This window comes from Clostridium sp. JN-9 (genome assembly GCF_004103695.1).
Taxonomy (GTDB): Bacteria; Bacillota; Clostridia; order Clostridiales; family Clostridiaceae; genus JN-9.
Genome location: NZ_CP035280.1, coordinates 754,834 through 776,801 on the forward strand (window position 1 = coordinate 754,834; position 21,968 = coordinate 776,801).

The 21,968-nt window shown below is 33.5% G+C and carries 17 protein-coding genes; 15 read left to right on the forward strand and 2 right to left on the reverse strand.

Translation table 11 applies throughout. From position 1 onward, the window contains the following. The first annotated feature begins 13 nt into the window (after positions 1 to 13). The 7 genes from EQM05_RS03645 (at position 14) to EQM05_RS03675 (ending at position 9,709) form a co-directional block, all read left to right on the forward strand. On the forward strand, positions 14 to 448 hold the full coding sequence (locus EQM05_RS03645) for an ATP synthase subunit C (RefSeq protein ID WP_347560229.1): 435 nt from the start codon (positions 14 to 16) through the stop codon (positions 446 to 448). Between the two features lie 30 nt (positions 449 to 478). Beyond that, positions 479 to 787: a V-type ATP synthase subunit F gene (locus EQM05_RS03650; protein WP_128748778.1), complete on the forward strand. Its 309-nt coding sequence runs from the start codon at positions 479 to 481 to the stop codon at positions 785 to 787. A gap of 10 nt (positions 788 to 797) precedes the next feature. Beyond that, complete coding sequence (locus tag EQM05_RS03655) at positions 798 to 1,409, forward strand: V-type ATP synthase subunit E family protein (protein WP_128748779.1); 612 nt, start codon at positions 798 to 800, stop codon at positions 1,407 to 1,409. A 12-nt stretch (positions 1,410 to 1,421) separates the two neighbouring features. Then, entirely contained in the window at positions 1,422 to 3,188 is a 1,767-nt protein-coding gene (locus tag EQM05_RS03660; RefSeq protein WP_128748780.1) for a V-type ATP synthase subunit A, read from the forward strand. Between the two features lie 11 nt (positions 3,189 to 3,199). Next, positions 3,200 to 4,579 carry a V-type ATP synthase subunit B gene (locus EQM05_RS03665; protein WP_128748781.1) on the forward strand — a complete coding sequence of 460 codons (1,380 nt, stop codon included), beginning with the start codon at positions 3,200 to 3,202 and terminating at the stop codon, positions 4,577 to 4,579. After that, positions 4,579 to 5,196, forward strand: a complete 618-nt coding sequence (locus tag EQM05_RS03670; RefSeq protein ID WP_128748782.1) for a V-type ATP synthase subunit D — start codon at positions 4,579 to 4,581, stop codon at positions 5,194 to 5,196. The genes EQM05_RS03665 and EQM05_RS03670 overlap by 1 nt, the downstream gene beginning before the upstream one ends. A gap of 214 nt (positions 5,197 to 5,410) precedes the next feature. Beyond that, positions 5,411 to 9,709, forward strand: a complete 4,299-nt coding sequence (locus EQM05_RS03675) for a 2-hydroxyacyl-CoA dehydratase (RefSeq protein WP_128748783.1) — start codon at positions 5,411 to 5,413, stop codon at positions 9,707 to 9,709. An 817-nt stretch (positions 9,710 to 10,526) separates the two neighbouring features. Here the strand turns inward: EQM05_RS03675 and EQM05_RS03680 are convergent. Beyond that, entirely contained in the window at positions 10,527 to 11,009 is a 483-nt protein-coding gene (locus EQM05_RS03680) for a hypothetical protein (RefSeq protein WP_128748784.1), read from the reverse strand. A gap of 196 nt (positions 11,010 to 11,205) precedes the next feature. Here EQM05_RS03680 and EQM05_RS03685 point away from each other — a divergent pair, with 196 nt between their 5' ends. From EQM05_RS03685 to tnpA, 3 genes are all read left to right on the forward strand, one after another. After that, complete coding sequence (locus tag EQM05_RS03685) at positions 11,206 to 11,496, forward strand: hypothetical protein (RefSeq protein ID WP_128748785.1); 291 nt, start codon at positions 11,206 to 11,208, stop codon at positions 11,494 to 11,496. Between the two features lie 519 nt (positions 11,497 to 12,015). After that, positions 12,016 to 12,465, forward strand: a complete 450-nt coding sequence (locus EQM05_RS03690; RefSeq protein WP_128748786.1) for a helix-turn-helix domain-containing protein — start codon at positions 12,016 to 12,018, stop codon at positions 12,463 to 12,465. A gap of 641 nt (positions 12,466 to 13,106) precedes the next feature. Continuing rightward, positions 13,107 to 13,562 carry an IS200/IS605 family transposase gene (tnpA, locus tag EQM05_RS03695; RefSeq protein ID WP_128748787.1) on the forward strand — a complete coding sequence of 152 codons (456 nt, stop codon included), beginning with the start codon at positions 13,107 to 13,109 and terminating at the stop codon, positions 13,560 to 13,562. A gap of 143 nt (positions 13,563 to 13,705) precedes the next feature. Here the strand turns inward: tnpA and EQM05_RS03700 are convergent, their stop codons facing one another. Further along, on the reverse strand, positions 13,706 to 14,749 hold the full coding sequence (locus EQM05_RS03700) for an ABC transporter substrate-binding protein (RefSeq protein ID WP_128748788.1): 1,044 nt from the start codon (positions 14,747 to 14,749) through the stop codon (positions 13,706 to 13,708). A 126-nt stretch (positions 14,750 to 14,875) separates the two neighbouring features. Between EQM05_RS03700 and EQM05_RS03705 the strand changes: the two genes are divergently transcribed. The 5 genes from EQM05_RS03705 to kdpC all read left to right on the forward strand — a co-directional run bounded on the left by EQM05_RS03705 (position 14,876) and on the right by kdpC (position 21,962). After that, entirely contained in the window at positions 14,876 to 16,711 is a 1,836-nt protein-coding gene (locus tag EQM05_RS03705) for an ATP-binding protein (RefSeq protein ID WP_128748789.1), read from the forward strand. 26 nt (positions 16,712 to 16,737) lie between these two features. Further along, entirely contained in the window at positions 16,738 to 17,322 is a 585-nt protein-coding gene (locus EQM05_RS03710) for a tetratricopeptide repeat protein (RefSeq protein ID WP_128748790.1), read from the forward strand. Positions 17,323 to 17,656: 334 nt separating this feature from the next. After that, entirely contained in the window at positions 17,657 to 19,336 is a 1,680-nt protein-coding gene (gene kdpA / locus EQM05_RS03720) for a potassium-transporting ATPase subunit KdpA (protein WP_128748791.1), read from the forward strand. Between the two features lie 14 nt (positions 19,337 to 19,350). Next, positions 19,351 to 21,360, forward strand: coding sequence for a potassium-transporting ATPase subunit KdpB (gene kdpB / locus EQM05_RS03725; RefSeq protein ID WP_128748792.1), 2,010 nt, complete (start codon positions 19,351 to 19,353; stop codon positions 21,358 to 21,360). Positions 21,361 to 21,401: 41 nt separating this feature from the next. Continuing rightward, positions 21,402 to 21,962, forward strand: a complete 561-nt coding sequence (gene kdpC, locus EQM05_RS03730) for a potassium-transporting ATPase subunit KdpC (protein ID WP_128748793.1) — start codon at positions 21,402 to 21,404, stop codon at positions 21,960 to 21,962. The last annotated feature ends 6 nt before the right edge of the window (positions 21,963 to 21,968 follow it).

Genomic DNA, 21,968 nt, shown 5'->3' on the forward strand with positions numbered 1-21,968 from the left:
GGAGGATGTTAATATGATGTATATTATTTTATTAATTACTTTAGCAGTTGTGATCAGTACTATTACTTATGGATTTGTTGTTAGAGCCAAGGGGGATTTAAATGGTAAATCCAAAATAAGAAAAGCCTTAAAAATAAACTTAGCTTCCTTTATTCCTGTAATTGGAACTATGATAATATTCTTCATTGCACCAGGAATCGTTCATGCAGCTGGTGCAGGTACTGCAAATTCATCTGCTGCAGGCCTTGGATATATAGGTGCAGCATTATCTACAGGACTTGCTACAGTTGGTGCCGGATATGCTGTTGGAGCCGTTGGCTCATCAGCACTTGGAGCAATTTCAGAGGATCCTAAGTTACTTGGTAAAACACTTATATATGTAGGACTTGGTGAAGGTATTGCCATATATGGCTTAATAATTTCAATTATGATTTTATCAAAACTTTAATAATTAGCCCTTTGAATGGGAGAGATTAAAATGAAAGCATATTTTATAAGTGATAACAATGACAGCTTTGTAGGCTTAAAAATAGCAGGAATCAGAGGTATTGTATTACACGAAAGAAAACAGGTTTTAGAAAAATTAGAAGAAATAAAAATGGACAATTCAATTGGAATTATTATATTGACTGAGAAGATATCCATGCTTGTTCCAGATGAGGTTAAAGAAATGAAGCTGAAAAAGCATGCACCATTAATTGTAGAAATACCCGATAGGCATGGCTCAATGAAGGGTGATGATTCAATAGTGAGGTATGTTAAGGAATCAATTGGTTTAAAGATATGAGGTGATTTTTATGACTACAATTGAAGATAAAATAAAACTGTTTTCTAAAATAGTATACGATAAAATTCAAAAAGAAGAACAGGGAGAGATCGATAAATTTATTAAAGAAAAAGAAATCACTATTAAAAATGAAAAAGCTAAAATTCAAAATGAAGAAGATAAGGTAATAAAGGAAATAGAAAAAAAGGCAGAACTTAAAGCAAATGAAATTGTTGCTAAGGAAAAACTTATTAAGCAGCAGGAATTAATTAATTTAAAGGAAAATATTATTGAAAATATAATGACCGAAATAAAGGATCAATTAGCTGAATATACAAAAACTCAGCAGTATTTTGACTATTTAAAAAAAGAAATACTAAATATACTGAATACTCTTCAGCCTGGTGAATACTATTTATTCTTAACTGAAAGAGATGTAAATAAATACAAGGACTCCTTAAATCCGATCTTATCAGATTATAATGGATTTAATGTTTTAATTAAAACAAGCTCCGTGGATTTAATCGGAGGATTTATAATTGAAAACAGCAATGGAAAGGTAAGAATAGATAACAGCATTTTAGAAAAACTAGAGGAAAATAAAGAAAGTGTTGGAGTTAAAGTAATGGAGACAGTGGCGTAGGGGAGTGATAACATGTCAGACAAGATTGGAACTATAATAGGAATAAATGGTCCCGTAATTGAAGCAGACGGAATGAGCAGCTTTAAAATGAGAGAGATGGTCATGGTTGGAAACAAAAAGCTCATTGGTGAAATAATTATCCTTCAGGATGATCATGCTACAATACAGGTTTATGAGGAAACCTCAGGACTTAAGGTTGGAGAAAAGATAATTTCCACCGGAAGACCATTATCACTTAAATTAGGACCAGGAATTATAGGAAATATATTTGATGGTATTGAAAGACCTCTTGTGAAGATTAATGAAGAAAACTTTGGATATATACCTGAAGGTGTTGGATTGATTTCTCTGGATGAGAAGAAGCAATGGGATGTGGACATAATTGTTAAACAGGGACAGTTTCTAAAGGCTGGAGATTTTTACGCTGAGATTCAGGAAACTCCTTTGATAAAGCATAAACTTATGATACCACCTGATGTACAGGGCACAGTTGTGAAGGCAAAGGAAAATGGCAAATATACCATTGATGATGTAGTGGTAGAGCTGGAAAACTCCGGTGAAAAATATAGTCTGCCTCTTTATCAGATGTGGCCTGTAAGAAAGCCCAGACCTGTTAAGAAAAGAAAGAGGATTGAGACACCTCTTATTACAGGGCAGAGAGTATTAGATACCTTTTTCCCTATAGCTAAGGGTGGAACCGTTGCTATTCCAGGTGGATTTGGTACAGGAAAAACCATGACTCAGCATCAGCTGGCAAAATGGTCTGATGCAGATATAATTATTTATATAGGCTGTGGTGAAAGAGGAAATGAAATGACAGAGGTTCTGGAGGACTTTCCAAAGCTGTCAGATCCTAAAACGGGAATGACTTTAATGAATAGAACAGTTTTAATTGCCAATACTTCCAATATGCCTGTGGCAGCCAGAGAGGCAAGTATATACACAGGTATTACCCTTGGAGAGTATTTTAGAGATATGGGTTACCATGTAGCAATAATGGCTGATTCAACTTCAAGATGGGCAGAAGCCTTAAGAGAAATTTCAGGAAGACTTGAAGAGATGCCTGCAGAAGAGGGCTATCCAGCTTATCTGCCTTCAAGAATTGCTGAATTTTATGAAAGAGCAGGTTATGTAGAAAATCTAAATGGTACAGATGGATCTGTTACAGTTATAGGAGCAGTATCGCCAGCAGGAGGAGATTTTTCTGAACCAGTAACACAAAATACTAAAAGATTTGTCAGTGCATTTTTGAGCCTTGATAAAAAACTTGCCTATGCAAGGCATTACCCTGCAATTAACTGGCTGTCCAGTTACAGTGGATACACTACTATGCTTAGAGACTGGTTTGAGGAAAACGTAGCTCCAGACTTTTTTGAACTTAGAGGAAAAATGCTTAAAATATTATTTGAAGAAAACAAACTCCAGGAAATAGTCAAGCTGGTTGGTGAAGATGTTCTGCCTGATGATCAGAGACTTATATTAGAGGTTGCCAAAATTCTTAAAGTTGGATTTTTGCAGCAAAATGCTTATCACAAGGAAGATACATTTGTACCGCTGGAAAAGCAGTATAAAATGCTTAAAACCATTGAAATATTTAATGATAATGCATATAAAGCAGTAAAATTAGGTGCTCCTATATCTACAATTAAAGACAAAGATATTTTTGACCAGCTGTATAAAATGAAGTATAATATCCCAAATGATGATTTATCTGGACTAGACGAGCTTCAAAAGAATATAGTGGAATTTTATAGTAAACTTTGTGAAAAGTATGCATAGGGGGTGTTATCATGAAAAAGCAATATTTAACTTTAGATAAAGTTCAGGGTCCTTTAATAATTTTATCTGATGTAAGCGATGTATCTTATGATGAAATTGTTGATATAGTAATAGATGGTAAAGAAAGTAAAAAAGGAAAAGTAGTTCAAATTCAGGGCGATAAAGCAATAATTCAGGTATTCGAACCTACTTCGGGTATTTCAGTTAAAAATGCAGCAGTTTCTTTTTCTGGTAAACCCTTGGAAATAGGACTTTCAAAGGATGTTTTAGGAAGAGAGTTTAATGGTATCGGAGAGCCAATAGATGGCGGAGGAGAAATATATAGCTCAAAAAAATATAATGTCAATGGAAGACCTATGAATCCTGTGGCAAGAAAATACCCTAGGAATTTTATTCAAACAGGTATTTCATCCATAGATTGTTTAACTACATTAATCAGGGGACAAAAGCTGCCTATTTTCTCAGGCAATGGTATGCCTCATAATGAACTGGCAGCTCAGATAGTAAGACAGGCTAAGATAAGCGATGATGAGAACAGTAAATTTGCAGTGGTATTTGCTGCAATGGGTATAAAACACGATGACGCTGATTTCTTTAGAAGAAGTTTTCAGGAAGCAGGTGTTCTTGAGAGAGTTGTAATGTATGTAAACCTGGCAGATGACCCAATAGTTGAAAGGATAATTACTCCAAGGTGTGCTCTTACTGCTGCGGAATATTTAGCTTTTGAGGAAAATATGCATATACTTGTTATTATGACGGATATGACAAGCTACTGCGAAGCCTTAAGAGAATTGTCATCATCAAGAGAGGAAGTTCCAAGCAGAAAAGGATATCCAGGATATTTATATTCAGATTTGGCATCATTATATGAAAGGGCAGGAATGCTTCAGGGAGTAAACGGATCTATAACTCAAATCCCAATTTTAACAATGCCAAATGACGATATAACTCATCCTGTACCTGATTTAACAGGATATATAACAGAGGGACAGATTGTTTTAAGCAGAGGAGTTTATCAGAGGAACATATATCCTCCTGTAAGTATACTGCCTTCATTATCAAGACTTATGAAAGATGGCATAGGTGAAGGTTATACAAGAGAAGACCATGCAGAGGTATCAAACCAGATTTTTGCTTCATATTCCCATGTGCAGGATGTTATAGCTTTAGCACAGGTAATAGGAGAAGATGAGCTTTCTGATGTGGATAGAGAATATATGGAATTTGGAAGGCAGTTTGAAGAGAGATTTTTAAAACAGGGTTATGACGAGGACAGGAGCATTGATGAAACTTTGGATTTAGCATGGGAGATGCTATCTATTCTGCCAAAATCTGAACTTGACAGAGTAAGCCCTGAAAGTCTGGAGAAGCATTACAGAGGTGATAAGTAATGGAAAATATCGCCCCTACAAAATCAAATTTAATGAGTGCACAAAATTCATTGGAGTTTTCTGTAAAAGGTTTTGAATTATTAGATAAAAAGAGAAATGTGCTCATTAGAGAAATGATGTCATATATGGGAAGGGCAGAGAAATTACAAAGCAGAATAAATGTTACATTTAAAGATGCTTATGATGCTTTAAGACAGGCTAATATTTCCATAGGAATTAATACTGTTGAAGATATTGCCATGTCAGTTCCTGAAGCTTCAGATTATTCTGTATTATTTAAAAGTGTAATGGGGGTAGAGGTATCTCATGTTAACTTTGAAAAAAAGGATATTGAGCCAAAATACAGCTTTTACAGAAGCAATGCCACCATGGACCTGGCTTTTAAAAAATTTAATGAAGTAAAGTACCTCATATATGAGCTGGCTGAGGTTGAAAATGCAGTATATAAATTAGCCGTGGAGGTTAAGAAAACGCAGAAAAGGGCTAATGCGCTGGAAAATATACAAATACCTAAATTTAAGGTAATAGTGAAGGGAATAGGGGAAGTCCTTGAAGAAAAGGAAAGAGAAGACTTCTTCAGATTAAAAGTGGTTAAGAAGAAAAAGAACAGGAAATAACATAAAACTATTAATTTAGCCCATAGGATAAAATATCTTGTAAAAGTCAGCTAAAACTAAAGTTGATTTGTAGTAACATAAATTATATAATATAGTAACCATAATTTATTTTACATTATAATATTATGGTTATTTTTTTTATTTTGTTGTATTATTATATAGTAAGTAATATTAATTATTTGTATTGAGATTTTGGGGTTAAGGGTGAGAAATTATGAAAAATTTATTTCACGTGGGACTGGATGTAGGGTCAACTACTGTAAAAATAGTTATAAATGATAAAAATGATAAAACAATTTACAGTAAGTATCAAAGGCATTTTGCTGATATAAAAAACACTATAATCCAGCTTATATCAGAAGCATATAATATAATTAAAGATCAGTATGTAACCATCATGGTAACAGGATCAGGCGGATTGTCTGTATCCAAGTGGATGAATATCTCATTTATACAGGAAGTAATAGCCTGCACAACTACTATAGAAAAATATATACCTGAAACAGATGTGGCTATTGAACTTGGTGGTGAGGATGCAAAAATAACATTTTTTGATGGCGATGGCGGTGTAGATCAAAGAATGAATGGAAGCTGTGCTGGTGGTACAGGTGCCTTCATAGATCAAATGGCTGCACTGCTGCAGACAGATGCTCAGGGAGTTAATGAACTGGCTAAAAGTCATAAAATGATTTATCCTATTGCTGCAAGATGCGGAGTATTTGCAAAAACGGATATTCAGCCTTTATTAAATGAAGGTGCAGCCAGAGAAGATATTGCAGCTTCAGTGTTTCAGTCTGTAGTTAATCAGACTATCAGCGGACTTGCCTGCGGAAAAACCATTAAGGGTAACGTGGCATTCTTAGGAGGACCGTTGTATTTCATGTCAGAGCTTAGAAACAGATTTATAGAAACATTAAAGCTTACACCTGAGCAGGTTATTTTTCCTGAAAATTCACAGCTTTTTGTGGCTATGGGAGCTGCTTTGGCATCTAAAAAAGAACAGGTAATTGAATTTAAATCATTAATTGATAAGATACCAACTCTGAGAGATGCTCATAGCGATGATATTCAAAGCGTAAGAGCATTATTTGAAAATGAACAGGAATTTTCGGAGTTTACCAAAAGACATGATAAATATAAGGTTAAAAAGGGACAATTATCTTCTGCAAAAGGAGGATGCTACTTAGGAATAGATGTGGGTTCTACTACTACAAAGGCAGTTATAGTAGATAAGGAAGGCACTTTGCTTTATTCATACTATGGAAGCAATGAGGGAAGTCCTTTAAAAGCTACTGTAAAAATATTGAAGGAAGTTTATAAATTGATGCCTAAGGAAGCTTATCTGGCAAATTCGGCAGTAACAGGCTATGGTGAAGCACTGGTAAAAGCCGCCCTCAATGTAGATATAGGAGAAGTGGAGACAGTAGCTCACTTCAAGGCAGCAGAATTTTTCCAGCCTGGTGTGGATTCTATCCTAGACATAGGCGGACAGGATATGAAATATCTTAAGATAAAAGACGGTGTAATTGACAGCATAATGTTAAATGAAGCATGTTCTGCAGGCTGTGGCTCATTTATAGAAAACTTTGCAAATTCAATGAACATGCCTGTGCAGCAGTTTGCAAAAGAAGCATTGTTTGCAAAAAAACCCGTGGATTTAGGCTCCAGATGTACAGTATTTATGAACTCAAAAGTTAAACAGGCCCAAAAAGAAGGGGCAACTGTAGGAGATATATCTGCAGGACTATCATACTCAGTAATAAGAAATGCACTGCAAAAGGTTATTAAAATCAGAAACCCAAAGGATATGGGGAAAAAGATAATAGTTCAGGGAGGCACTTTTTATAATGATGCCATTTTAAGAGCCTTTGAGCTTATATCTGAAAGAGAAGTTGTAAGACCTGATATAGCAGGACTTATGGGTGCCTTTGGAGCTGCAATAATTGCAAAAGAGGCTTCTAATCAGGAAAGCAGAAGTTCCATTGCTACCTTGGAGAAACTTGGCAAATTTAGTACCACTGTTACCATGAAAAGATGCGGCAAGTGCGGGAACAACTGTTTAATGACAATTAATAAATTTTCTGACGGCAGGGAATTTATATCAGGAAACAGATGTGAAAGAGGTCTTGGAAAGGAAATAACAAATTCAGATATTCCTAATTTATATGATTACAAATATAAAAGAGTATTTAATTATATACCATTAAAAAAACAGGAAGCAAAAAGAGGAGTAGTAGGAATACCAAGGGTTTTAAACATTTATGACAATTATCCTTTCTGGTTTACCTTCTTCACTAATTTGGGCTTTAGGGTGGAAATTTCACCAAGATCATCAAAGAATATATATAACCTTGGAATTGAAACAATTCCATCTGAATCAGCTTGTTATCCTGCTAAACTGTCACATGGACATATAATGAGCTTAATAAACAGAAATGTAGATATAATATTTTATCCATGTATTCCTTATGAACAAAAGGAACAGGAGAAGGCAGACAACCATTATAACTGCCCAATTGTAACTTCATATCCTGAAGTTATTAAAAATAACATGGATATAATAAGAGAAAAAAATATAAAGTTCATGAATCCATTTCTGTCTTTAGATGATCCAGGAAGGCTAAAAAAGAGACTATATGAGGAATTTAGTGAATTTAATATAACTAAAAAGGAAATTAATAATGCAGTTGATCTTGCCTTTGCTGAGCTTGCAAATATGAAAAATGACATAAGGAGAAAAGGCGAAGAGGTAGTTAAGTATCTAAAGGATAATAATAAAAAGGGTATTGTTTTAGCTGGAAGACCATATCATATTGATCCGGAAATAAACCACGGCATACCAAATTTAATTACTTCATTTGGTTTAGCGGTTTTAACAGAGGATTCTGTGGCACATTTAGGTGATGTGGAAAGACCATTAAGAGTAGTGGATCAATGGGCTTATCATTCCAGGCTGTATGCAGCTGCAAGCTTTGTAGCTAAACAAAAAAACCTTGAATTGATTCAGCTTAATTCCTTTGGCTGCGGTTTGGATGCAGTTACAACGGATCAGGTTCAGGAAATACTTAAGGCATACGATAAAGTTTATACTGTTCTAAAAATAGATGAAGGCAGCAATTTAGGTGCAATAAAAATAAGAATAAGATCTCTTCTGGCAGCTATGGATGAAAGGGATAAAAATGGCTTTGTGCCAACTAAAGTAATTAATGCACCTAAGAGGATTCTTTTTACAGAAGAAATGAGAAAACAACACACAATACTGGTGCCTCAAATGTCTCCTATTCATTTTCAATTTATTGAGGAGGCATTGAAGTCCTGTGGCTATAATGTAGTAGTTCTTCCTTCTGTGGATAAGAATGCTGTAAATGAAGGCTTGAAATATGTAAACAATGATGCATGCTATCCTTCAATTATTGTTGTGGGTCAGATGATTGCAGCTTTGAAAAGCGGAAAGTACGACTTAAATAACACTTCTGTGTTAATGTCTCAGACCGGCGGCGGATGCAGGGCTACAAACTACATTGGATTTTTAAGAAAGGCCTTAAAGGATGCAGGTTTTGGAAATGTTCCTGTTATATCTGTAAATACAGTAGGAATGGAGAAAAATCCAGGATTCAAGTTAACAATTGGTCTTGGAATAAAAAGCTTAATGGCTGTGATTTATGGTGATCTATTTATGAAAGTGCTTTACAAAGTCAGACCTTATGAGAAAATTAAGGGATCTGCAAATTTACTATATGAAAAATGGATCGAAAAATGTAAAGAAAATATAAGAAATGAAAATCATAAAGAGTTCATAAGCAATATAAGAAGTATAATTCAAGAATTCGATGATCTTGAGATTAACAATGTAGAAAAGCCAAGGGTGGGAGTAGTTGGAGAAATACTTGTGAAATATCACCCTACAGCTAATAACGATATAGTTTCAGTAATTGAAAATGAAGGCGCTGAAGCTGTATTACCGGATCTTCTGGGATTTGTTCTGTATAGTGCCTATAATTATAACTTTAAATATAAATATTTGTCAGGTTCCAGAAAAGCAAAAGTAATTGGTAACATGGTGATTAAATTTATTGAGTATTATACCAGAGAAATGAACAGTGCATTAAGCAAGAGTAAAAGATTCGAACCATCTAAACCTATTGAAGAACTGGTAGATAAGGCTTCTAAAATTGTATCAATAGGCAATCAGACTGGAGAGGGCTGGTTCCTCACAGCAGAGATGATAGAGCTTATTGAAAGCGGTACAAAAAATATACTATGTGTACAGCCCTTTGCCTGCCTTCCAAACCATGTCACAGGTAAAGGCATGATAAAAGAACTAAAGAGAAAATATCCAGGATCCAATATTGCTGCAATTGATTATGATCCAGGAGCATCTGAGGTAAATCAATTAAACAGGATTAAATTAATGCTATCAGTGGCATTTAAAGCACTGGAAAAGGATGATAAATTTGACCTGGAGGAAGCACAAAACCAGGTTGCGGCAACAGACAGTAATAAAACATCATAAAAGAGGCCAGATGGCCTCTTTTTTGATGTTTTATTAAAAGAACAAAGACTTAAATCAAAGAACAAAGATTAAAGATTAAAGAACAAAGAATGTAGATTTTCTTACAGAAAATCTTAAAATCAATTGATTGAGTGAATCATGCGTTTTAATAACCGAGGATGATGTTAATAATGGGCTACCTTTATTGTGTCCTATAAGAAGATTGTGAACTAAACTTTTCTTTTGATAATTACTTCTTTAATTTCATAAATGCACCATATGATAAAGTAAACAGGTAAACAAAATAAAAACACATGAAAAATGAACTCAAATATACTTATTGACCACACACTAATCACTTCCGTTATTGATATTACTTTAATATATATTATTCGGGAATCATAGATAGTACGCAATTTTCTACTAATACGTCACAGGATAAGAAAATTACTGGGTAGTATCACCATAAAATTATTTTATCATCTATATACATAATAGTAGAGTATTGGAAATCGGAGGGACTTATGTTTTCAGGAAACCTTTATCTCAGGAAGCTAATGATATACACTTTATAAAAGCATCCTGTTTTAAGGTACAAAGCAAAAAAATACCGTAAATAATAACACAAAAACAGCGTTAATATTCACATGCATTAACGCTGTTTTTATCTTTTTGCTTATCTAAAAAAGCACATATAATCGCAATCACAATATATAGACAAGGTTCTAATTTAATTACTAGGTTATCATTAGAAGAAATATTAATTGCTGTTTTAATGGAGAATTTACAAAAAACTTTTCTTATGCCATTAAAAATTACCAAGCCAACGATAGGGCTATTAAGCGTAAAAATAAAAAGTTTGTATATGAGTGTAATTAGCAGATTTATAATTGTAGCTAAAGTTTAATTTTACACTATAATATGAACCATCAGCTGATATTCCTTCACTTATTTCGGTAACACTATTGGCAGTTGAATCTAGAGAGTAATTTGCCCGAATAACTTTATTCTTGGATGATATCATGCTATATTTATTACCATATTCATCAACATTCCAAAGTTCTGTTGTACTAACTTGTGCATTTATTATCAGTTTACCAAGATAAAAAGATCTGCCAAGTGGGTATGCATATATATTTGAAGTCGAACCAGTCCAATAAGTGTATGTGAAGGCTTCTGGATGTAGAACAACTTGAGGAGAAATAATACTACTTTTTACTGCCGCAGCATGCACTTTTCCATTAAATTTTCCACTAAAAGTAAATGGAATCAAAAATATAAGCACCAAAGCAATTTTTGATAAAAACTTTTTTGTTTTCAAAATAACACCTCCATAAAAATACTTAATTACTATATTCTATATGATACTCATTATTCCTCCAAATTTTATGAAACTTTATAACTTCTTTATTATATGTATGGAATTGCCAATAATTATATATGAAAAGCTATTATTTAAGCTCAACTTGTGGTAATATATGTATAATTAAGATATAAATAATAGGAGGGAAATTATAATGAATGATAAAGTTAATAAAATTTTATTATCAGGAATATTGATATGCCTAATAATTATTGCATTAAAAACAACTAATAAACAATATATCTCACCTAGTCCTAATATTAACATTAGTAAAAGTGAAACAGTTATACAACTAGCACCTAACAGGATTGCTGTTATAGATAATATTAATAATTCTGGAACTAGAGGAACTGTATTAGTATTTGATTATGATACCGTTTCTAAAAAATTTAATTATGCAGGTTCTATGAATTATGTGGATTACTTTAACAAACCATTAAAATAGGCATAATCGTTAATGTATGATTTTAATAAAAGGATTACATTTATAGAAGGTATATAAAGCATTGATATACAAAGGCTTATAGTGATTTTAACTGTAGGCCTTTTTATTATATTAATTATTAATGTACTGTTTTATATTTGCCTGAAATAAGAGTTTTAATATCATCAAATTCAATTTCTGAATTATCATTGCATCTTTTATCATATTGCATTACAGATTATTCCCCCAGAATAATCTTTCTCGCAATTTCCTACTAATACGGCAGCCCCTTATAACTTATTTTTTGTTATCGATATTTGTTAATTTACGTTCTTTATTCTTTAATCTTTGTTATTTTATTCAAAGGGAAGCACCCGAAATATGTCGGTAATTTACCTTGATCTATTTTCCCTATTGATGCATATATGATAAGTAAGAAGTAAGAGGTAAGAGGTAAGAGGTAAAAAGTAAAATTTTATGCTAATCAACTTTCAACTTCTAACCTTTAACTTATAACTGGATTTCGGGGGTGTGTATATAATGACCGATTTTACAATGATTCCAAATGAAATTATATCTAATAAAAACATCAGCCAGGGGGCATTTAAATTGTATTGTATTTTAAACAACTACTGTTATGGAAATAAGGATACCTGTTTTCCATCTCAGAGAACCTTAGCTGATCAAATGAAAAAGTGCATGAGAACAATTCAAAGGTATATAAAAGAATTAATAGAAAATGGAATAATTATAATAAAAAGAAGAGGCTCCATAAGCAATTTATATCAGATCTTAACAAAGACAGCAGAAAAGGCAAAACAAACTGCTGACTCTCTATTTGGAAAATCTCCAAATAAAAATACAAAATCAAAAAATAAAACAGCACCCGCCTATTTCGAAATAGAAGAAGAAGATGATGATGAATTTAAAGACTGCTTCTACAGCGAAAAGGAAAAGGAATATTTCAGGAAAATAAAAAAGAAAAGTTAATCATATCTAAAATTCTATAAATTTTCAGCACTTTCAACGAAGTGCTTTTTGTGCTTCCTAAAAAAAGATTATTCCATAGAAGATTTCTGCCATAGGCAAAAATCCACCTTATTTAATCTTTGTTCTTTAATCTTTAATCTTTGCTGATAAAAAATGTCGTATTAAAAGCGGCATTTTTATATCAGCTTAACGACATGGGTTAGCCGCGAATAAATACAAAAAAATAATATTTTATTAAAAAAAATCAAATCATTACTCCCAGTCTTAACCAAGTAACAGGTACTTAAAGAATACTTCCATCTACATATACAAAAAGAACGTAAATAGATTTAATTTTACACAATCTATTTACGTTCTTTATGCTAATTGGCTGCCTACCGGCACAGGATTTTTACAAATCCTTTTCTTATTACCTAACAAAACTGTAATTGAAATCATTTTTAGTTATTAAAACCTATGATCCACTTAATCAATTTAGTTTTTGGTTTTTCTGTAAAGAAAAACTACCTTATTGTCTTAAGAAAACCACCTGCTATGCAGGTGTGTTCAGAAAAGCTTAAGCGATGAGCAAAAAAGACCTCACTTTGGTATAATAGATATGGTTTCGCTAGCCAATCTAAAACTAAAGGAGGTCTGCCCAAATGGACAGTAATAGTTTAGCACACACAAAGTGGAATTGTAAATATCATATAGTTTTTGCACCAAAATACAGAAGGAAAGAAATATATGGAGAAAAGAAAAAAGAAATAGGAAAGATACCGAGAAAATTATGTGATTGGAAGGGGGTAGATATAATAGAAGCGAATGCTTGTGAAGATCACATACATATGCTTGTATCAATACCGCCTAAGATGAGTGTATCAGGATTTGTAGGATTTTTAAAAGGGAAAAGTAGTCTGGTGATATTTGAGAAATATGCAAATCTGAAATATAAATATGGAAATAGACATTTTTGGTGTAGAGGCTTTTATGTTGATACAGTTGGAAGAAATAAAAAGGCAATAGAAGAGTATATAAAAAATCAGCAAAATGAAGATATGATCGCTGACCAAATAAGTATTAAAGAATATACTGACCCTTTTAAGGGTAGCAAGTAACATGAAATGCGGCTGGCGGAACTATCACGTGCCTTAAGGCACAACGCTGGAAAGGTGCCCTTATAGGGCTGAGGAAATACCACCAGCTAAGCTGGTGGATTTTTATTGTTCTTTATTCTTTAATCTTTAAATTTAGTTCTTTGTTATTTAGCATTAACTACTTTTGTAGCAAAGCTTGTGTTTACAATCTTTGAAAAGGCTGGTCTTTGAGGAATAAGTGATGAATTATAGGATTGAATTATGTCCATTAATCTGCTTAAATCATCCTCTTTTAATATTGGGTTTGCTGCAAATGCATTTATATCTCTGTAATTTTTAACTACTGACATAATTATGTCTTCATCTGTGCCTGGGAAAAATGATTTTATGGAAGCTGCAACTTCTTGGTCATTGTGATTAGCCACCCATATCTGACCTTTGTAAATTGCCTTTGTAAATCTTTCGATTATATCCGGATTTTTTTCAATGTAAGACTTAGTTGCAAAGTAACAGGTATAAGGAATTACACCGGCTGATTTTCCAACAGAAGCTACTATATATCCAGACTTATCTTTTTGAAGCATACTTCCTGTAGGCTCAAAGAGAGCAACATAGTCACCTGTACCGGCCTTGAATGCACCTGCAGTGGCGGTGTAGGCTATGTTGGTTACAATATTTACATCCTTGCCCGGTTGAATGCCATGATTTCTAAGTACATATTCCAGGCTCATTTCAGGAACTCCGCCGGGTCTTGCTCCTATAATAGTTTTTCCTTTAACATCCTCCCAGTTAAAATCAGGCTCACTCTTTCTTCCTACAAGGAATGATCCGTCAGTTTGGGTAAGCTGTGCAAAAATTACAGGGTAATTCTCCTTATTTTGATTGTAAATATAGATTACCTGCTCTGGACCGCAGAAGCCAATGTCATCGCTTCCGCTTAATACCTGCTGCATAGTCTTATCTGCGCCCTGTCCTGTACTTAAATCAATTTCTATTCCCTGTTCTTTAAAAAATCCCTGTTTTATTGCTGCATACATTGGAGCATAAAAAACTGAACGTGCCACTTCATTAAGCTTTATCTTTACTGTTTTCACAGTGGTATTGTTATCTACAGTTGTGCTTGCTTTTTTACCGCAGCCTGTGGACAATGTTACAATTAATAAAAAAGAAAACATTATACACAGTGGTGAAATAAATTTTTTATTCATGGGCACCTCCGCCTAATTTATTTTCTATTTATAATATGTAAGAAACATTAAACTTGCTACTAATGTAGAATATGCAGTAATTTGTAGTATAATATTTTTAGCATATACATAAATTGGAGGTGTATCATGATTAGGACTTTAAAAGCTAAGTTTTCTATAGTTTATCTTTTTATGGTGGTAATAACATTAATAGTAGGTATTGTATCTGCCGTTAATGTATACAGCCTGGGCAAGTCTATTGATGGCCTTATGGTAGATAATTATAAGAGCATAAGTGTGGCTAATAAAATGCTGGAGGCCCTGGAAAATGAAAATAGTTCTATTTTAACATACATAAACATAAGCAGAGATAAAGGTATTGTGGATTTTCATAATTACAGCAGTGTATTTTTTAATGAATTTTATATAGAATCTAATAATATTACTGAAAAAGGTGAAAAGGAGCTTGTATCTGATATTCATGCATCCTATATTAATTATCTGCAGCTGTTTTCAAAATTTCAGGAGATATCAGCAGATAAAAACGATGCAGCTATGGAACAGTTTTATAATAAGGAAATAACACCAGAATTTAATCATTTAAGAGATCTTTTAAAAAAATTAATAGTGTTAAATGAAAAAAGCATGTCCAGCAGTAAAAACAGGGTAACTCAGGATGCTCAGGATTCCATGTATGCCATACTTATTTTAAGTGGAATTGGCATAGTTATGGCTTTTATTTTATCATCCTATTCTTTAAAGAGATTTCTAAGCCCCCTTTATGCATTAAGAGAAAATATGAAGGCTGTTAAGGAAGGAAATATAAATCAGCAGATACCCATTGAAACACAGGATGAGATAGGAGAGCTTTCAATGGAATTTAACAACATGACCAATAGACTTACGCAGTTTGAACAAAGCACGTTAGGCAGAGTCATAGCTGAAAAAAATAAATCTCTTGCCATTGTAAAGAGTATATCTGACCCCATAATAGTTTTGGATACAAACTATAAGGTGCTTCTTATAAATAATGCCTTAGAGGATTTGTTTGAAATAAAAGAAGAAGATGCATTAAATAAATATTTTTTGGAGGTAATAAGAAGCGGAGAACTGTATGATTATATTCAAAGCGCTTATAAAACACATTATGAAGTACCTGAAAATAAAATAATGTATTTCAAATTTAATGATAAGGATTTTTATTTTAATGTAGTTGTTACAGTTTTAAATGATTCAGAAAAAAACTCAGCAGGAATGGTGGTTTTATTTCAGAATATTACCGGCATTAAACAGGTAGAAAAAATAAAGAGTGACTTTATTGCAACTGTTTCTCATGAGTTTAAAACTCCATTAACCTCATTAATGATGGGAACAAGCTTAATAAATGAAGAGAGCATAGGAACACTCAATCATCAGCAGAAGGATATTATAGCAGCAATTAAAGAGGATAGTGAAAAACTGCTGAGTCTTGTAAATAATTTGCTGACCCTTTCAAAAATTGAATCAAATAACTCAATATTTAACATGGAGCCTAACTCCATTAATGAAATTATTCAGGAAAGTATGAAAGGATTTATGGAGCAGGCAAAAAACTCCGGTGTTAAGCTAAGCTGTAAATTAGATAATGACATTCCTATGGTAAAAGCAGATTTTGAAAAAGTTACCTGGGTTATAAATAATCTTATTTCCAATGCGTTAAAATTTACTAAATCAGGAGATTCAATTTTTATTTCGGCTTTTAGAAATCAGGATAAACTTTGTGTTTCAGTTAAGGATACAGGTATAGGCATACCAGAGGAATACAGAGAAAAGATATTTGATAAATTTGTACAGGTAAAGCAGGGGGATGATACTTCCACTGGAACAGGCCTTGGATTGTCAATTGCTAAGGAAATAGTTGAAGCTCACGGCGGTGAAATATGGTGTGAAAGTAAGCTGGCATCTGGAAGTGAATTTTTATTTACACTGCCAATAGCAAAGTAGTATTTAAATATGGAGGAATAGATATAATGAAAACAGTGCTTGTGGTAGATGACACAAAAAACATAAAAAATCTTTTGACTACCTGTTTAACTTTAAATGGATATAGTGTTTTAACTGCCAGTAATGGTTTTGATGCTATGGAAATATTAAAAAAGAACAAAGTTAACCTGGTATTTTTAGATATAAAAATGCCTGAGCTAAGCGGAACAGAGGTTTTAAAGAGAATCAGAGCTATGGGAATAGATACTCCTGTAATAATTATGACAGCCTTTGCCACAGTAAAAAACGCAGTGGAGTGCACTAAGCTGGGTGCTGTTACATATCTTCAAAAACCTTTTACCACAGATAAGGTTAAAAGTGTGCTGAAGGAAATTGAGCCATATATAAATGAAAACTCCTTAAGCATAGATGGATATATTATGAGAGCTAAGGAATTAATGAAAATGGGTGAACTGGATGATGCCTTTGACATTCTGAAAAAGGCCTTGTGCATAAATGTAAACAGTAAGGCTGTATATGAGCTTCTTGGCAATATATATGAGCTTAGAGGAGACAATAAAGAAGCTGAAAGATTTAAAAATATAAGTAATTTATTTGACAGCGGTGAATAAAAATCACCGCTGTTTTATTTTTTAAAACAATGTTTAAAACCTATTAACTTAAATATTGGGAGAGATAACAAGTAATGCAATCAATTACATGATATAAATCAAGGTTTTTTGAAGAATGAAGTTATGGATAGTAAAATTGTCTATTTATATATAGGGGTATATTATATGTTATGCACAGATGATAAGGCTGATTTAATACTAAATCCATAGATATTGAGGTGACACATCATGATATTTTTAAATATTATTTTTTTAGCATTGATAATTTATTTGTTTTATGCTCTGTTAGAGCCTGAAAAGTTTTAGCTGATTATAGCAGCAAGGAGGATTTTATATGACTTATTTGGAACTGGCAATAATAATTTTAATTTTAATAGCAGTGACTAAACCACTGGGAACATATCTTTATAAAATAGCAGGATGTGATGATATATCAAAAAAAGGAATATTTAATTCCATTGATAATTTTATTTACAAAGCTATTGGTATTGATAAAATGTCTGTAATGGACTGGAAGAAGTATTCAAAGGCTTTTTTTATTACAAACATTATTATGATTTTTATAGCTTTTATTATTTTATTTGTACAGGCATTACTTCCCTTTAACCCAACAGGTGCCAAGGGAATGAATGTGGCATTAGCATTTAATACCGCAGTAAGCTTTATGACAAATACAAATCTGCAGCATTATGCAGGAGAAAATGGGATAACATTTTTATCTCAGATGCTGGTCATTGTATTTTTAATGTTTGCTTCAGCAGCTTCAGGTATAGCAACTGCATTTGCCATAATGAGAGGTATTGCACAGAAGAGAGATAACCTTGGAAACTTTTATGTGGATTTTACAAGAATAATTACAAGGCTGCTGCTTCCATTTTCAATAGTAATAACTTTGATTCTGGTATCTCAGGGTGTGCCTGATACTTTCAGTGCAGTTCATAAAGCCAGCACTTTGCAGGGAGGAGTACAAACTATAATAACAGGACCTGTGGCAGTATTGGAATCTATAAAGCACATTGGCACAAATGGAGGAGGATTTTTTGCAGCCAATTCAGCTCATCCTTTTGAGAATCCAAATCCATTTACTAATTTAATAGAAATGTTATCTATGATGATGATTCCTGCGGCTTTGGTGTATACCTTCGGACTTATGACAGGAAGTAAGAAACACTCAAGGGTGTTATTTATTTCCCTTATGATTATTTTTGTAACATTGACTTCTGTAGGAATTTATTCTGAAGCACATGCAGGAAAGCCATTTACACAGATGTCCATAAATAATTCTCTTGGAAATATGGAGGGAAAGGAAACCAGGTTTGGCTCAGGTGATTCTGCAATTTTTGCCGGGGTGACTACAGCCTTTACTACAGGATCAGTAAATTCTATGCATGATTCATACACTCCATTAGGAGGCGGAGTACCATTAATATTTATGATGCTTAACACCATATTTGGAGGAGACGGATCAGGTATTCAAAACATTATACTCTATGCCATATTAACAGTTTTTATAACAGGACTTATGGTAGGAAGAACACCGGAATATCTGGGCAATAAGATTGAAACAAGGGAAATAAAATTTGCAGCTCTGGCTATACTTATTCATCCTTTGTTAATATTATTTGCATCTGCTATAACTATAGTTTCGGGTAATGCAGTATCTTCCATAACAAATCCAGGTTTTCATGGACTTACCCAGATGATTTATGAGTTTACTACAGCTTCAGCAAATAATGGTTCGGAATTTGCAGGATTTGCTGGCAATACAGCTTATATGAATATGCTTACAGGTGTAGTTATGTTTATAGGAAGATATGCAACTATAATTTTGCTTATGGCCATAGCAGGATCAATGGCTAAAAAGACTAAGCTTGAACCATCTAAAGGAACCTTCAGAACGGACAATGCTCTCTTTGGAGTTTTATTTGTTTCAATTATTATAATTGTCGGTGCACTGACATTTTTCCCAGCTTTAATTCTGGGGCCAATATCAGAATTTCTCAGCTTAGTTTAAGGAGGATTAATACTATGAGTAAAGGCATAATGAAAAATTCTATAATTAGTTCATTTAAGAAAATGAATCCCAAATTTATGATAAAAAATCCTATTATGTTTATTGTTGAACTAGGTGCGTTACTTACTCTGCTTGTTACTATTTTTCCAGGAGTCTTTAAATCCACCCAAAGCTTTGGATATAATTTAACCATATCTTTGGTATTGTTTATTACAGTGTTCTTTGCAAATTTTGCAGAATCTATAGCAGAAGGAAGAGGAAAGGCACAGGCAGATACACTTAAGAAAACTAAAAAGGATACACAGGCAAAATTAATAGATAAGAATGGAAATATAAAAATAGTAAGTTCATCTGAGCTTAAAAAGGGTGATGTTGTTCAGGTTTCTGCAGGAGAAATAATACCAAGCGATGGTGAGATTATTGAAGGTATTGCATCTGTAGATGAATCTGCCATTACCGGTGAATCAGCTCCCGTAATAAAAGAGGCTGATGGTGATTTCAATTCAGTTACAGGCGGTACAAAGGTTATGACAAACAGCCTTAAAATAAGAATATCTGTAAGTGCCGGCGAATCCTTTCTGGATAAGATGATAAGTCTTGTGGAGGGAGCTGCCAGGCAGAAGACACCCAATGAGCTTGCATTAAGCACTCTTTTAATAAGCCTCACCATTATTTTTCTAGTGGTAGTATGGACAATTATTCCTATTGCTGGATTTGTAAAAATAAATATAGATATATCTACTCTTATAGCACTTTTGGTATGCTTAATTCCTACCACCATAGGAGGACTTTTATCAGCCATTGGTATTGCAGGAATGGACAGGGTAACTAAGTTTAATGTTATTGCCATGTCCGGCCGTGCAGTTGAAGTAACAGGTGATATAAGCGCTATGCTTTTGGACAAAACAGGAACTATTACATTTGGTAACAGAATGGCAGATGAATTTATTCCTGTTGGAGGACACACTTCAAAGGAGGTAACATATTATGCTCTTCTTTCTTCACTTAAAGATAATACACCTGAAGGGCGTTCAGTTGTAGAGCTGGCACATAAGCTGGGAGTAAAGGCTGAAGCAGGCATAGAGGAAGATGCTGAAGTAATAGATTTTACAGCTGAAACAAGGATGAGCGGTATGAATTTTAAAAATGGTATGGCTGTGAGAAAAGGAGCCTCAGCTTCAGTGGAGGAATATGTAAAATCAAATAATGGGGTTATTCCAGCTGATTTGGATAGTGAAGTTGAAAGAATATCAAAATTAGGGGGAACACCTTTAGTAGTAGTAAAAGAAAATGATATAATGGGAGTTATTTACCTTAAGGATATAATTAAACCCGGAATGCAGGAAAGGTTTAAGCAGCTGAGAGCCATGGGAATAAAAACCATAATGGTAACAGGAGACAATCCTCTTACAGCACAAACCATAGCAAGAGAAGCTGGAGTTGATGATTTTATAGCACAGGCCAAGCCTGAAGATAAAATAACTGCAATAAAAAAAGAGCAGTCTCAGGGAAGGCTTGTTGCTATGACAGGAGACGGAACCAATGATGCTCCTGCACTTGCCCAGGCAGATGTGGGACTTGCCATGAACAGCGGGACTATGGCTGCCAAGGAAGCTGCCAATATGATAGATTTGGATTCAGACCCTACAAAAATTATTGAGGTAGTTGAAATAGGGAAGCAGCTTCTTATGACAAGAGGATCCCTTACAACATTCAGCATAGCAAATGATGTTGCAAAATACTTTGCAATACTGCCTGCTATTATGTCAGCTACTCTGCCATCTATAGGAGTATTGAATATAATGGGATTAGCATCTTCTAATAGTGCCATACTTTCAGCTTTGATTTTTAATGCAGTTGTAATACCAGCATTAATACCAATTGCCATGAGAGGCATTAAGTATAAACCTGCATCTGCAAATGCAATACTTGCAAAGAATATGCTGTTGTATGGTGTGGGAGGAGTCATAACTCCATTTATAGGTATAAAGTTAATAGATATGATAGTCAGGTTATTCGTTTAGATCTTGATATATCTTTCGTAAAGTGAAAAGAGGGAATTTATATGAATGAAGTTAAAAAAGGGTTAAGGCTTACTTTAATTTTTGTTATAATATTAGGTGTAATATATCCGCTTGTTGTCACCGGAATTTCAAATCTGTTTTTCCCTAAGCAGGCAAAAGGAAGTTTAGTATATAATAAAAATGTACTTGTTGGTTCTTCATTAATAGGGGAAAGCTTTACTGATAACAAATGGTTTCAGGGAAGACCTTCAGCTGTTAATTATGATGCTTCCAAATCAGGAGGTACTAATACTGCAATGTCAAATCCTGAATTTAAAAAGAATCTTGAAAAAAATCTTCAGGATTTTTTAGCCAAGAATCCAACTGTTAAAAAACAGGATGTGCCTGCAGATATGATAACAGCTTCTGCCTCAGGACTAGACCCGGAAATATCTGTGCAATCAGCCAGACTCCAGGCAGAAAGAGTTGCTAAGGCAAATGGAATGTCTGTTAATGATGTAAATAAATTAATAGACAGTACTAAGAGTGGTAAATTTTTAGGATTATTCGGGCAGGAAAGAGTTAATGTATTAACACTTAATTTAAAACTATTAAATAAATAAACAACT